At 74.9% G+C, this 12,561-nt stretch carries 15 protein-coding genes; 3 read left to right on the top strand and 12 right to left on the bottom strand.

What is annotated here, in order from left to right; all coding sequences use genetic code 11:
- Position 1 precedes the first annotated feature (1 nt).
- From rnc to Q0967_RS14305, 8 genes are all read right to left on the bottom strand, one after another.
- Complete coding sequence (gene rnc, locus Q0967_RS14340; protein WP_298750977.1) at positions 2-754, bottom strand: ribonuclease III; 753 nt, start codon at positions 752-754, stop codon at positions 2-4.
- Between the two features lie 13 nt (positions 755-767).
- Positions 768-962: a 50S ribosomal protein L32 gene (rpmF, locus tag Q0967_RS14335; RefSeq protein WP_130014886.1), complete on the bottom strand. Its 195-nt coding sequence runs from the start codon at positions 960-962 to the stop codon at positions 768-770.
- Position 963: 1 nt separating this feature from the next.
- Entirely contained in the window at positions 964-1,566 is a 603-nt protein-coding gene (locus Q0967_RS14330; protein WP_298750969.1) for a DUF177 domain-containing protein, read from the bottom strand.
- Positions 1,567-1,683: 117 nt separating this feature from the next.
- Complete coding sequence (coaD, locus tag Q0967_RS14325) at positions 1,684-2,166, bottom strand: pantetheine-phosphate adenylyltransferase (RefSeq protein ID WP_298750967.1); 483 nt, start codon at positions 2,164-2,166, stop codon at positions 1,684-1,686.
- Positions 2,167-2,204: 38 nt separating this feature from the next.
- The gene (locus Q0967_RS14320) at positions 2,205-2,747 is read right to left on the bottom strand and encodes a hemerythrin domain-containing protein (protein WP_298750965.1); all 543 of its coding nucleotides are present in this window, start codon (positions 2,745-2,747) and stop codon (positions 2,205-2,207) included.
- Between the two features lie 25 nt (positions 2,748-2,772).
- The gene (rsmD, locus tag Q0967_RS14315; RefSeq protein WP_298750962.1) at positions 2,773-3,342 is read right to left on the bottom strand and encodes a 16S rRNA (guanine(966)-N(2))-methyltransferase RsmD; all 570 of its coding nucleotides are present in this window, start codon (positions 3,340-3,342) and stop codon (positions 2,773-2,775) included.
- Positions 3,343-3,346: 4 nt separating this feature from the next.
- Positions 3,347-5,641, bottom strand: coding sequence for an ATP-dependent DNA helicase RecG (locus Q0967_RS14310; RefSeq protein ID WP_298750960.1), 2,295 nt, complete (start codon positions 5,639-5,641; stop codon positions 3,347-3,349).
- Positions 5,641-7,323, bottom strand: coding sequence for a DAK2 domain-containing protein (locus Q0967_RS14305; RefSeq protein ID WP_298750958.1), 1,683 nt, complete (start codon positions 7,321-7,323; stop codon positions 5,641-5,643). The genes Q0967_RS14310 and Q0967_RS14305 overlap by 1 nt, the downstream gene beginning before the upstream one ends.
- A 277-nt stretch (positions 7,324-7,600) precedes the next feature.
- Here Q0967_RS14305 and rpmB point away from each other — a divergent pair, with 277 nt between their 5' ends.
- Positions 7,601-7,786 carry a 50S ribosomal protein L28 gene (gene rpmB / locus Q0967_RS14300; protein ID WP_083519004.1) on the top strand — a complete coding sequence of 62 codons (186 nt, stop codon included), beginning with the start codon at positions 7,601-7,603 and terminating at the stop codon, positions 7,784-7,786.
- 76 nt (positions 7,787-7,862) lie between these two features.
- Here the strand turns inward: rpmB and Q0967_RS14295 are convergent, their stop codons facing one another.
- Positions 7,863-8,885, bottom strand: a complete 1,023-nt coding sequence (locus tag Q0967_RS14295; RefSeq protein ID WP_298750954.1) for a thiamine-monophosphate kinase — start codon at positions 8,883-8,885, stop codon at positions 7,863-7,865.
- Between the two features lie 47 nt (positions 8,886-8,932).
- On the opposite strand from Q0967_RS14295, the gene Q0967_RS14290 reads away from it, so the two are divergent.
- The gene (locus Q0967_RS14290) at positions 8,933-9,166 is read left to right on the top strand and encodes an Lrp/AsnC ligand binding domain-containing protein (protein WP_058892507.1); all 234 of its coding nucleotides are present in this window, start codon (positions 8,933-8,935) and stop codon (positions 9,164-9,166) included.
- Between the two features lie 29 nt (positions 9,167-9,195).
- On the top strand, positions 9,196-9,624 hold the full coding sequence (locus tag Q0967_RS14285; protein WP_298750949.1) for a DUF3515 family protein: 429 nt from the start codon (positions 9,196-9,198) through the stop codon (positions 9,622-9,624).
- A 2-nt stretch (positions 9,625-9,626) separates the two neighbouring features.
- Here Q0967_RS14285 and Q0967_RS14280 read toward each other — a convergent pair whose 3' ends face one another.
- From Q0967_RS14280 to Q0967_RS14270, 3 genes are read right to left on the bottom strand one after another with little or no spacing between them, the layout of a single operon-like run.
- Positions 9,627-10,760 carry a D-alanine--D-alanine ligase family protein gene (locus tag Q0967_RS14280; RefSeq protein ID WP_298750948.1) on the bottom strand — a complete coding sequence of 378 codons (1,134 nt, stop codon included), beginning with the start codon at positions 10,758-10,760 and terminating at the stop codon, positions 9,627-9,629.
- Between the two features lie 55 nt (positions 10,761-10,815).
- Complete coding sequence (locus Q0967_RS14275; RefSeq protein ID WP_298750946.1) at positions 10,816-11,817, bottom strand: NAD(P)H-dependent glycerol-3-phosphate dehydrogenase; 1,002 nt, start codon at positions 11,815-11,817, stop codon at positions 10,816-10,818.
- Positions 11,814-12,548 carry a 1-acyl-sn-glycerol-3-phosphate acyltransferase gene (locus Q0967_RS14270; RefSeq protein ID WP_298750943.1) on the bottom strand — a complete coding sequence of 245 codons (735 nt, stop codon included), beginning with the start codon at positions 12,546-12,548 and terminating at the stop codon, positions 11,814-11,816. Before Q0967_RS14270 ends, Q0967_RS14275 begins: the two co-directional genes overlap by 4 nt.
- Between the last annotated feature and the right edge of the window lie 13 nt (positions 12,549-12,561).

The following is a 12,561-nucleotide window of genomic DNA, read 5'->3' as shown; positions in this document are numbered from 1 at the left end:
CTCAGTCCGTCCGGGTGTCGAGCGCCGGGTCCACGTCCGGGGCGGTCGCGACCATCGCGGCGGCCCGGTCGGTCAGCAGCCGCCACCCGCGCTCGGCGGCCTGCTGCTCGGCGAGCTTCTTGGACCGGCCCACCCCGGTGCCGACGACCTCACCACCGACGACCACCCGGGCCGTGAAGGTCTTGTCGTGGTCGGGCCCCTCGGCGTCCAGGACGTACTCGGGCGGCCCGAGCTCGGCCGCCGAGGCGACCTCCTGCAGGCTGGTCTTCCAGTCCAGCCCGGCGCCCAGGTCGGCGCTGCGCGCCATCACCGGGTCGAGGACGTGGTGGATGAACGCGTCCGCCCAGCTCAGGCCGAGGGAGACGTAGAGGCAGCCGATGACGGCCTCGGTCGTGTCCGCGAGGATGGAGTCCTTGTCGCGGCCGCCGGTCGCCTCCTCGCCCTTGCCGAGCAGCACGAACTGGCCGAGGTCGATGGTGCGCGCGACCTCGGCGAGGGCGCGTGAGTTGACGACCGCGGCGCGCAGCTTGGCCAGCTGGCCCTCGGACAGGTCCGGGTGCGTGCGGTAGAGCGTGTCGGTGACCACGACCCCCAGCACGGAGTCACCGAGGAACTCCAGCCGCTCGTTGTGCGGCTGACCGTCGTGCTCGTAGGAGAACGACCGGTGCGTCAGGGCACGCAGCAGCAGCGCCTCGTCGCACCGCTCACCGACGACCTCGGCGAGGTAGTCGTTGAGCTCGGCGACGGGGCGCATACCGCGGTCCGCGTCAGGCCTGGTGCTCGGTGCGCTCGGCGGCGGCGTAGTGCCGACCGCCGTAGGAGCCGCAGGACGGGCACGCCTGGTGCGGGGTCGCCACGGCCTGGCACTGCGGGCAGGTGGTCAGCGCGATCGGGGCGGCCTTCCACTGCGAGCGGCGGTGCCGGGTGTTGGAACGGGACATCTTCCGCTTGGGAACGGCCACGTCAGGTCCTCTTCTCGTCGTCGTCGGCCGGGCTGGCCATCGCGGCCAGCGCCGACCACCGGGGGTCGATCACGTCGTGCTCGTGCTCCGGGTCGTCGGCCAGGCGTGCCCCGCACTCGGAGCACAGTCCCGGACAGTCGTCCCGGCACACCGGTTGGAAGGGCAGTGAGGTCACCACGGCGTCCCGGACGACCTCTTCGAGGTCCATCAGGTCGCCGTCGAGAGTCCGCTGCTCGTCCTCGTCGGCGCTCGCGTCCTTCTCGCTCCCGGGTCGACCCGCCACCTGCTGGTGGTGCGACGCCCGGTCCGGGTAGGCGTACAGCTCCTGGAAGGGGACGTCGAGGTGCTCGACGATCTCGTCCAGGCAGCGCACGCACTCCCCGACCGCCACGGCCTGGGCCTCCCCCGTCGCCAGGATCCCCTCGACCACCGACTCCAACCGCAGATCCACCTGGACCGGCGTACCGGCGGGGATCGCGATGACGTCGGTGCCCAGGGGCTCCGTCGTGGTCACCTCACGAGAGACCTCCCGCATCGTGCCGGGCCGGCGGACCAGCTCCCGGGTGTCGAACACCCAGTCGCGTTCCGTCTGCTGGGCAGCCATGCTGAAAGTCCCTCACGTGTGTCTGACCTGCTGATCGGGGTTCGGCCCTGATCCGTGGCACGGAGGCAGGAAGGACACAAACCGACTGCTCAGACTACCGGAGCGGGTGGTCCGGGCTCAAATCTGCCGCAGCGCGTGCAGGACCGGCGCCGGGACCAGGGCGGAGACGTCGCCCCCGAGCCGGTGGACCTCCTTGACCAGGGAGCTGGAGACGTGCTCCAGGGCCGGGTCCCCGGGCAGGAAGACGGTCTCCACCCCGGTGAGGTGGCGGTTCATCAGGGCCATCGGCAGCTCGTAGGTGAAGTCCGTGCCGCCGCGCAGCCCCTTGACCACGGCCTGGGCGCCCACCTCTTGGCACACGTCGACGAGCAGACGCTCGGCATACGCCTCCACCCGGACCGTGGCGGAGATGTCCTGCGGCAACGACTGCCGGACGAGCTCCAGCCGCTGCTCGACCGGGAACGTGCCCTGCTTGGCCGGGTTGTGCATCACCGCGACGAGCACCTCGTCGAAGAGCGCGGCGGCCCGCACGACGACGTCGACGTGACCGAGGGTCACCGGGTCGAAGGATCCGGGGCACACGCAGCGTCGGGTCGTCATGCCCGGAGCCTACTGTCGGCGCGTCCCACGACCGCGGCTCAGTCCTCGTCGTCGAGCAGCCCGTCCTTCTCGGCCTGCTCGACCAGCGCGCGCACCTGGTCGATGCCGACCCCCTGGTCGAGGTGGCGCCCCCGGACCTCCAGGAAGGCCGCCCCCAGGTCCGCGCGGTCCTGCTCGGAGACCTCCTCGCGGGCCGGGTTGAGGATGGTCAGCTCCTCCTCGGTCAGGTGGTGCTGCAGCACCTCGTTCATCGCCTCGACCGCGTCTGCGAACTTCTGGGTGTCGGTGCCGGCGCACTCGAGCAGGTCGAGCAGCGCGCGGTTGATCTCGGCGTGCTCCTCCTCGCCGTGCTCGGCCTCGTGCTCGTCGATCGCCTCCTTGCGACGCAGCCGGGGGTAGACCTTCTCCTCCTCGGCCTCGCCGTGCGCGACGAGGACCGCGGCGAAGGCCTGGCGGGCGGACTCACGGTCCGAGCTGCTGTCGCGCAGGTCGCGCATGAGCTCCTCGAAGAGGCGGTGGTCGGCCAGGAAGAGGTCGACGACGTCACCGGAGACGGGTCGGGGGATCGTGTATGAGGTCATGGGCCGATCCTGGCAAACGGCCGGCTCAGGCGCTCGCCGGGGTGGCGGGCTCCGCGAGGTGCACGGCGGTCTCGCCGTAGCGGCGGGTGTCGAGGTGGGCCAGCCCGGGGGGCCAGTCCGGCTGCGGGGAACGGGCGCTGCGCTCCAGGACCACGAGCCCGTCCGGGTCCAGCCAGGGGACGAGCGCGGCCAGCACCTCGCCGAGCTCGGCCTCCCCCAGGTCGTACGGCGGGTCCAGCAGCGCCAGGTGGAAGACCTCGCCCTGCGGCCCGGCCCTCAGCACCTGGGCCACGGGGGCCGTCCGCACCTCGACCCCCGCGAGCCCCAGCTCGGCCGCGTTGCGCTCGACGAGCCGGGCGGTCGCCCGGTGGCGTTCCACCGCCAGGAGGCGACCCCCGCCGCGGGAGACCGCCTCGAGCCCGAGGGCACCCGACCCGGCGAAGAGGTCGAGCACCGCGCAGCCCTGGAGGTCGAGCAGCGCCTCGATGCGGGAGAACACCGCCTCGCGCACCCGGTCGGTGGTGGGCCGGGTGAGCGCGCCTCGCGGGGTGTGCAGGCTGCGCCCACCGGCGGTCCCGGCGATGATGCGGGTCATCGGCTCACCCCCGCTCCAGGAAGGCCGCCCGGGCGGCGTCGAGCCGGGTGAGGGCCTCGAGGAGCTCGGGGTGCCGTTCCAGCTCGGGGTCGGCCTCGACCGTGCGCCACGCGGCCTCGTGCGCCTGGACGATGAGGTCCTCGTCCCGGGCCAGGCGCAGGAAGCGCAGCCCGCTGCGCCCCCCGCTCTGGCTGGCCCCGAGCACGTCGCCCTCGCGGCGGCTCTCCAGGTCCAGCCGGGCCAGCTCGAAACCGTCGGTGGTCGCCGCCACCCGCTCCAGCCGCTCCACGGCGGCCGGGTCGACCCCCTCCCCCTGGGTGAGCAGCAGCGCCAGCCCCGGCCGGCCGCCCCGGCCCACCCGTCCCCGCAGCTGGTGCAGCTGGGAGATGCCGAACCGGTCGGCGTCCAGCAGCACCATGGTGGTCGCGTCGGGGACGTCCACGCCCACCTCGATGACGGTGGTGGAGACGACCACGTCGACGCGCCCCGCCGCGAAGGCCACCATGACGGCGTCCTTCTCCTCGGCGGGCATGCGGCCGTGCAGGATCTCGATGGTCAGGTCGCTCGTCGCGGCCAGCCCCCGGAGGCAGCGCGCCACCTGGTGCACGCCGTGGAGGGCGGGCGGGACCGCCCCCGGCACGTCCGGCGCCCCGAGCAGGTCGGCGCCGTCGTCTCCGGTGGCGCCTCCCGACCCGGCACCCGTGGGGAGCCCGGGCCCAGCCCCTCCCGTGCCGGGCAGGTCCGGGTCGTCGACGTCGCCGATCCGCGGGCACACGACATAGACCTGCCCGCCTCCGCGGACCTCCTCGGCGACCCGCTCCCACGTGCGGCGCACCCAGTCGGGGCGCTGGCCGTCGACGACGAAGGTGTGGATGGGGCGGCGGCCGCCGGGCAGCTCGCGCAGCGTGGAGATCTCCATGTCGCCGTAGACGGTCATCGCCACGGTCCGCGGTATCGGGGTCGCGGTCATGACGAGGACGTGCGGGGCGGTGCCTCCGGGCGCCTTGGCGCGCAACGCGTCACGCTGCTCCACGCCGAAGCGGTGCTGCTCGTCGACGACCACCATGGCCAGGTCGGCGAACTGCACGTGCTCCTGGATGAGCGCGTGGGTGCCGATGACGATGCCGGCCTCCCCCGAGGCCGCCGCGAGCAGCGACGTGCGGCGTTCCGCGGTCGACTGGCTGCCGGTGAGCAGGCTGATCCGGGTGCCCTCGGCCAGACCCCCCAGGAGCCCGGCCTCGGCGATCGGGCCGAGCATCTGGGACATGGACCGGTGGTGCTGGGCCGCGAGGACCTCGGTGGGCGCCAGCAGCGCCGCCTGCCCGCCCGAGTCGACGACGGCCAGCATGGCGAGCAGGGCGAGGACCGTCTTGCCGGAGCCGACCTCGCCCTGGAGCAGGCGGTGCATCGGGACCGTCCGGGCCAGGTCGTCGAGGAGCTCGGCCAGCACGGTCTCCTGCCCCTCGGTGAGCTCGAAGGGGAGCCGGTGCCGCAGCCGGGTCCCGAGGCCGTCCACGGCCGGGACGCGGGGGCTGGCGGGCACGGCCTCGGCGGAGCGGCGGACCCGGGCGAGCTGGGCCTGCACCGTAAACGCCTCGGTGAACTTCAGCCGCCAGCGGCCGTGGCGGTGCTCGGCCTCGGTGCGCGGCCGGTGCACCAGGCGGTAGGCCTCGAGCAGCCCCGGAAGCCCCACCTCCCGGCGCACCTCCTCCGGGACGGGGTCGCGCAGCTGCTCCACGTGGTGCAGGACCAGCTCGAGGCACTGGCCGTGGACGATCGGCGACAGGCCCTTGGTGGCCGTGTAGACCGGGACCAGCCCGTCCAGCAGCCACTGCGCGCCGCCCTCGCCGTCCTCACCCAGGGTGGCGTAGTCCGGGTGGGTGAGCTGGAGGGTCTCGCGCCACACCCCGACCTGGCCCGAGCACACCACCCGCACCCCGGGCCGCAGTCGTTCCTGGTGGCCGAAGGGCTTGAAGAAGGTCAGCTCGATCGTGCCGCCGGCGTCGTCGGCGACCTCCACGACGAGCCTGCGGCCCCGGCGGTTGCGCATCTGGTGCGTCGTCGCGGCCCGGACCGTCCCCACCACGACGACGTCCTCCCCGTGCGGCAGGTCGCGGAAGGCGGTGGGGCGGGTGGGGTCGAGGTAGGTCCGGGGCAGCCAGTCGAGCAGCTGCCCCACGGTGCGGATGCCGCGCGCCCGCTCGAGGATCCGGGCGCTGGTCCCGACGACGTCGCGCAGGCCGATGTCCAGGGGGTTGAGGTCGCCGTCCGCCACGGCGCGCAGGTGCCGCTGCGCCATCACTCGACCCCGATCAGCACGGCGTAGGTCGGCTGCCCCCCGTCCAGGACGGAGAGCTCGGCCTCGGTGCCGGCCGTCCGCCCGGTCAGCTGCCGCTCGACCTCGGCACGCACCTGCGCGTCGCCCCCCTCGCCGAGCAGCACGGTGACCAGCTCGACCCCGGGGTGCCAGAGGGTGTCGAGCACCGCCTCGGCGGCCGGCGCCAGGGCGTCCTCGACGGCGACGATGGCGTGGTCGACGATCCCGAGCCACTGGCCGGGCCGGCACGGACCGACGGGGGTCTCGGCGCCGCGGTCGGCCCGGGTCAGCGCGCCGCCGTGCACCCCGCCGGCGGCCTCCCGCATCGCGCGCGCGGCACCCTCGAGGCGCCCGTCCGGGTCCAGGACGGCCAGGGCGGCCAGCCCCTCGGGCAGCGAGCGGGTGGGCACCACCTCGACCACCAGACCCTCGCGCCGCGCCTCCGCGGCCGCGGCCCGCGCCACCATGACCATGTCCTCGTCGTTGGGGAGCACCAGCAACCCCTCGGACTCGCAGGCCCGGATGGCGGCGAGGAGCTGGCCGGCCGACGCGCGACGCCGCGGCCCGCTGGGCACGAGGACCGCGCCGGCCGACGCCATGAGCTCGGCCACGCCGTCACCGAGCACGCAGCTGACCACCTGGAGGCCGGTGGGCAGGCCGGCCGAGCCGCCGCCGGAGGGGCCCCCGCAGTGAGGGTCGCCCCCCGCGCCGTGGGCCGCCGCGTCGCCGCTGAGGGAGGTGTGCCGGACGTCGCTCACGACACCGGCCAGTCCCCCGGCCTCGAGCGCGGCCGAGGGGTCGTCGAGGTGGACGTGCACCTGGTAGTCGTGCGGCCCGCCGGCCACGGCCACGGAGTCGCCCACGTGCGTGAGGTGGGCGCGCAGCCGCGCGGCGCGCTCCGGGTCGCTGCCGGTCAGCAGGAACATGACCTCGACGGTCCCGCCGGCCTCCTCCGACCCCACGCGAGCGGGCGGCCCGGTGCCGGTCGACCACCAGCCGGGGACCTCGCCGTCGGAGCCGGCCGGCAGGTCGAGAAGCACGCTGTGCAGCGCCTCCACGACCAGCACCAGCCCGGCCCCACCGGCGTCCACGACCCCGGCGTCGCGCAGCTCGGCGAGCTGCTCGGGGGTGCGGGCGAGCGCGTCCTGGGCCGCGCCCAGGGCGGCCGCGACCACCTCGGCGACGTCGCCCTCCCCCGCCTGCACCGCCCCTCGCGCACCCTGGGCGGCAGCCCTGGCGACGGTGAGGATGGTCCCCTCCACCGGTGTCGCCAAGGCGTCCCAGGCGCTGCGTGCCGCCTGCTCGAAGGCCGCGGCGACCTCCTCGGGGCCGACCGCCTCGACGTCGGGGCCGACGGCGTCCGCCAGCCCCCGGGCGAGCTGGGCCAGGATGACCCCCGAGTTGCCCCGGGCGGCCAGCAGCATCCCGCGGGCGATGAGGTGCAGCCCGTCCCGCAGCCCCCCGGTGTCCTCACCGAGCTCGACCTGCACCCGGACGTGCTCCAGGGCCCCGTCGAGGGTGAGGAACATGTTGGTGCCGGTGTCGCCGTCGGCCACCGGGAAGACGTTGAGCGCGTCGATCTGCTCGCGCGCCGCGGCCAGGGACAGCCGCGCCGTCATCGCCCACCGGCGGGCGGTCGCGAGGTCGAGGGCTGGTCCGGGCACGCCCCCAACCTAGTGCCCGCCCCCGACGACCCCCGCAGCCCCGCACAGGACGCGTGCTCAGGCCGCACAGGACGTCCGCTCAGCGCCGTCCGGACGCGCGCTCAGCCCGCACAGGACGTCCGCTCAGCGCCCTCCGAACGCGTGCGCAGCGTCGACCGACGCACCTACGCCGGGATTTGGGCGCCGCGAGCGCCGTCCGGTACGCTGTTCCGGTTGCCTGCGCGCCTCGACGCCGCGGGCCTTCGACCTCTCACCGGACGACCTTCAGGAGAACACCGTGGCTGCCACTTGCGACGTCTGCGCCAAGGGACCGAGCTTCGGTCACAGCATCTCGCACTCGCACCGCCGCACGAAGCGCCGTTGGAACCCCAACATCCAGCGCGTGCGCACCACCATCGGCGGCACCTCGAAGCGACTCAACGTCTGCACCTCCTGCCTGAAGGCGGGCAAGGTCACCCGCTGACCTTTCCTCTCGGCAGGCTCGTGAGCCGGCGGCACCCTCCAGGGTGCCGTCGGCTCCGTCGTTCCCGTCGCCCCCCTCACCCGCCGTAGTGGTCCCAGCCCCCTCGGGCCGGGTCGAGGCGGTCCGGACCGAGCCACACCCCGGCAGCCTCGCCCCGGCCGCACGCTTCCACGTCACCGAGGGGCACCCACCCGGACGGCACGGCGTCGGGGGCGAAGGTGGCGAGCAGCACGTGCTCCTCCCCGCCCCCGAGCACCGCCCGGCGGGCGGCCTCGGCGGGCACCCCGTCGAGGCCGGCGGCGAGGACGTCCACCGCCCCGGGCCGCAGGTCGATCCGCACGTCGCTGGCGCGGGCCACCCGGTCGGCGTCGCGGACCAGCCCGTCAGACACGTCGATCATCGACGACGCCCCCGCGAGCGCGGCCCGCGGTCCCTGCCCCAGGTCGGTCCAGGGGCGCCGGTGGTAGTCCACCCACGGCCCCTCGGCGCGCCCGTCGAGCAGCTGCGCGAGCCCGGCCCCCGAGCGGCCCAGCGGCCCGGAGACGGCGAGCACGTCGCCCGGACGGGCGCCGTCGCGCAGGACCGGGTGCTCCACCCCGTCCGGCAGCTCGCCCAGCGCGGTGACGCCGAGCATCACCACGCCGGCCGGCGCCGCGCTGAGGTCGCCCCCGACGACCGGGACGCCGCTGCGTCGCGACGCCCACGCCAGACCCTCCGCGAGGCCGCGCGCCCAGGCCAGGGGCAGCCGCGGGTGCGCCGCGAGGGTGACGAGCAGACCGGTGCCCGCTCCCCCCATCGAGGCGATGTCGGCGAGGTTCTGGGTGGTGGCCTTGACCCCCACGTCCTGCGGTGTCGACCAGTCGTCGCGCCAGTCCTGACCGAGCACCATGGTGTCCGTGGTCGCGAGCACCGCTCCCCGCCGCGCCCGCAGGTATGCCGTGTCGTCGCCCGGACCTACGAGCACGCCGTCGGCCGGCTGGTCGGCGAGGGCGGCGAAGACCTCGGCGAGGACGCCCCGCTCCCCCACCTCCCCGAGCACCGGCCCGGTCCTCGCGCCGCCACCGGGACCCGCCCGTCCACCGTCCTCGCTCGCGTCCACCCCCGCACGGTAGCCTCCCACCCACCGAGCCGGATCAGGAGGAAGCCGTGGTCAAGGCATACATGCTCGTCCAGACCCAGGTCGGGGCGTCCGCGCAGGTCACCCGCACCCTCCGGGGCCTCGCGGGGGTGGTGAGCGCCGAGGACGTCGCCGGGCCCTACGACGTCATCGCCGTCGTGCAGGCGCCCACGGTCGCCGAGCTCGGCCGCGGGGTGATCGCCCGCGTCCTCGAGGTCCCCGACATCACCCGCACGACGACGTGCACGGTCGTCGAGCTCTGAGGGGCCTCCTGCCCGCCACCGCCATCGTCGTGGCGCTCCTGCTGGGCGGGTGCGGCGACGAGGCGGTGCGGGCGGTGCCCTTCGACGCCGCCGACTCCGCGCCGTGCCAGGAGGTGGCGCGCCACTGGCCCAGCACGATCGGGCCGTACGAGGCGCGGGTCACGGCCGTGCAGTCCGAGGGGGTGGCGGCCTGGGGGGACCCGCCCATCGTCGCGCGCTGCGGCAAGCCGCCGCCCGGGCCGACCACCGACCCGTGCATCGACGTCAACGGCGTCGACTGGGTGGCCACCCAGCTCGACGACGGCGGCACGATGTTCACGACCTACGGGCGCGAGCCGGCGCTGGAGGTGCTGGTCCCGGCGGACTACGACAGCCACCCCCTGCTGCTGCCTCCCTTCGGCGAGGCCGCCGAGGCGGTGCCGCAGACCCTCGGGGAGTGCTCCTCGGCCGATGGCTGAGCTCAGCGCAGCCCGAGCGGGCGCTCCAGGGCCAGGGTGATGAGCTCGTCGACCAGCTCGGGGTAGCTCATCCCCGAGGCGGCCCAGGCCTGGGGGTACATCGAGTAGGGCGTGAAGCCCGGCATGGTGTTGATCTCGTTGAGCACCACCTCGCCGCGCGGGGTGACGAAGCAGTCGACCCGGGACAGGCCCTCGGCGTCGGCGACGTCGAAGGCGAGGGCGGCGATGCGGTGGATCTCGTCCCGGATCTCGACCGGTATGTCGGCCGGGGCGGTGATCTGCACGCTCTCCTCGTCGAGGTACTTCGCCTCGAAGTCGTAGAAGTCGTGCTCGCCGGAGACGACGATCTCGCCGCACTCGCTGACCCGTGGCGGGCCCGAGCCCCGGCCGCCCAGGACGCCGCACTCGATCTCGCGCCCCTCGATCCCCTGCTCGACCAGCACCTTGGGGTCGTGGTCACGGGCCTTCTCGACGGCGACCTCGAGCTCCTCGGGGCGCTCCACCTTGACGACCCCCACGGAGGACCCGGCCCGGGCCGGCTTGACGAACACCGGGAAGCGCAGCCCGGAGGCGGCGTCCAGCGCGGCGGCGCGGTCCTGCCGCCACTGCCGGTCGGTGATAAGCGCGTAGGGCCCCACGGGCAGCCCGGCGGAGGCGAAGAGGACCTTCATGACGTGCTTGTCCATCATCGCCGCGGACGCCATCACCCCGCACCCGACGTAGGGCAGGTCGGCCAGCTCCAGCAGGCCCTGGATGGTGCCGTCCTCCCCGAACGGACCGTGCAGCAGCGGGAAGACGACGTCGACCTCACCGATCGGGTGCACCTCGCCCGCGGCGTCGACCCAGGTCCACTCGTGCTCCACGCCCCCCAGCGGCACGATGACGCGCCGGCCGGTGTCGGACACGGACGGCAGCCGGCCGTCCCGGATGTCGAGGGCCTGCGGGTCGTCGTCCACGAGCACCCAGTGACCCTCGCGCGTGATGCCGACCGGCACCACGGCATACCGCTGCCGGTCCAGCGCGCGCAGCACGCTCGCGGCGGTGGCGCAGGAGATGGCGTGCTCGTCGGAGCGGCCGCCGAAGACCAGGGCGACGCGGCGTCGGCGGTCGGGGGCGGGCGAGGTCTGCGTGTCCATCGCCGCCGAGCCTAACCAAGGTGGTACGGGCGCCCGCGCAGGACGCGCACGCCGCTCAGTGACGCTCGTGCTTGCGGGCCCGGGTCATGAGCTCACCGGTCAGCCGCTCCGGGGTGACCGACCCGTCCACCACGGCGCTGACGCCCTGGCAGATCGGCATCTCCACCCCGTGCCGGGCGCCGAGCTCGACGACGCTGCGGCAGGACTTCACGCCCTCGGCCGTCTGGTGCGGGACGGCGAGGATCTCGGCGACCGTGCGGCCCTGCCCGAGGGCCACGCCCACCCGGTGGTTGCGCGACAGCGGCGACATGCACGTCGCGATGAGGTCGCCGACCCCGGCCAGCCCCATGAGGGTCGCCGGGTCCGCGCCGAGCGCCTGCCCCAGGCGGGCGGTCTCGGCCAGGCCCCGGGTGATGAGGCTGGACTTGGTGTTGTCGCCGTAGCCGAGCCCTTCCGCCATGCCGACGGCGAGGGCGATGACGTTCTTCACCGCGCCCCCGAGCTCGGCACCCACGACGTCGGTCTGGGTGTAGGGCCGGAAGTAGGGCGTCATCACGGCGGCCGCGACCCGGTCGGCCGTCGCGTGGTCGGTCCCGGCGACGACGCTGGCCGCCGGCTGGCGGGCGGCGATCTCCCGGCTGAGGTTGGGGCCGGTGACGACCACGACGCGGTGCTCCTCGATGCCGCTGGCCACGATGACCTCGCTCATCCGGCGCCCGGTGCCGAGCTCGATGCCCTTCATGAGCGACACCACGGGGGCCCCGGCCGGCAGGTGGGCGCCCCAGCCGTCGAGGTTGTCCTGCAGGCTCTGGCTGGGCACCGCGAGCACGACGAGGTCGGCCCCCTCCGCGGCCTCGCGCGGGTCGGCGGTGGCCGTCACGACGGACCCGAGCTCGACGTCCGGCAGGTAGTCGGGGTTGCGGTGCTCCTCGCGCACCTGTCGGGCCACCTCCGGGCGGCGCGCCCAGAGGGTCACCCGCTCGGCTCCGGCGTCCGCGAGGACCTGCGCGAAGGCCGTCCCCCAGCTCCCGGCGCCGAAGATGGCGGCCCGGGTCACCGGCCCTCCTCCCGGTGCTCGTGCGGGCGCGCCGGCGGCTCCTCGCCCCGCAGCGTCGCCAGCTGCGCGGTGACCGCCGCCATGATGCGGGTGGTGGCCTCGGTGTGCGCCCGCGGGTCCTCCGGGCGGTCCTGCAGGTCGGAGAGGTCCACCGGCGGCCCGGCGAGCACCTGCTGCACGGGGCGGGCCAGGAGGTTGCCCGGCCGCCGGGCGTAGCGCCCGAGGATCCGCTGGGCTCCCCACTGCGCGACCGGCACGACGGGAGCCCCCGAGGTGAGGGCCAGGCGGCCGACCCCCGGCTTGGCACGCATCGGCCACAGGTCCGGGTCCCGCGTCAGCGTGCCCTCCGGCATGATGACGATGCAGCGGCCGTCCTGGAGCGCCTCGCGGGCGGCGACGAGCGCGTCCCGGGCCCGCGAGCTCGCGCGGTAGACCGGCACCTGCTCGAGGTGGGTGAGGGCGCGGCCGAGCAGCGGCACCTCGAAGAGCGAGGACTTGGCCAGGTAGAAGGGCGGGTGCCCGTGGTCGACGAGGTAGTGGGCCAGCGTGATCGGGTCCACCTCGGAGTAGTGGTTGCCGGCCACGATGAAGCCGCCCTCGGCCGGGAGGTGCTCGCCGCCGGCCCAGTCCCGACGGGTCGCGACCTGCAGCAGCGGCCGCACGGTGGTGATGACGGCGTGGTAGGACCAGGGCAGGTCGTGGTGGCTGGGCTGGCGTCTCACGACGGTCATCTTTGCATCCGGG

This window comes from uncultured Serinicoccus sp. (genome assembly GCF_947500995.1).
Taxonomy (GTDB): Bacteria; Actinomycetota; Actinomycetes; order Actinomycetales; family Dermatophilaceae; genus Ornithinicoccus.
This window is presented reverse-complemented; position numbering and strand designations above follow the sequence as displayed.

What these genes read in the sequence shown, in the direction of transcription:
- rnc (WP_298750977.1), bottom strand. Translation starts at nt 754, where the DNA reads ATGCGCCCCGTCGCCGAGCTCAACGACTACCTCGCCGAGGTCGTCGGT.
- Q0967_RS14330 (WP_298750969.1), bottom strand. Translation starts at nt 1,566, where the DNA reads ATGGCTGCCCAGCAGACGGAACGCGACTGGGTGTTCGACACCCGGGAG.
- coaD (WP_298750967.1), bottom strand. Translation starts at nt 2,166, where the DNA reads ATGACGACCCGACGCTGCGTGTGCCCCGGATCCTTCGACCCGGTGACC.
- Q0967_RS14320 (WP_298750965.1), bottom strand. Translation starts at nt 2,747, where the DNA reads ATGACCTCATACACGATCCCCCGACCCGTCTCCGGTGACGTCGTCGAC.
- rsmD (WP_298750962.1), bottom strand. Translation starts at nt 3,342, where the DNA reads ATGACCCGCATCATCGCCGGGACCGCCGGTGGGCGCAGCCTGCACACC.
- Q0967_RS14310 (WP_298750960.1), bottom strand. Translation starts at nt 5,641, where the DNA reads ATGGCGCAGCGGCACCTGCGCGCCGTGGCGGACGGCGACCTCAACCCC.
- Q0967_RS14280 (WP_298750948.1), bottom strand. Translation starts at nt 10,760, where the DNA reads ATGGACACGCAGACCTCGCCCGCCCCCGACCGCCGACGCCGCGTCGCC.
- Q0967_RS14270 (WP_298750943.1), bottom strand. Translation starts at nt 12,548, where the DNA reads ATGACCGTCGTGAGACGCCAGCCCAGCCACCACGACCTGCCCTGGTCC.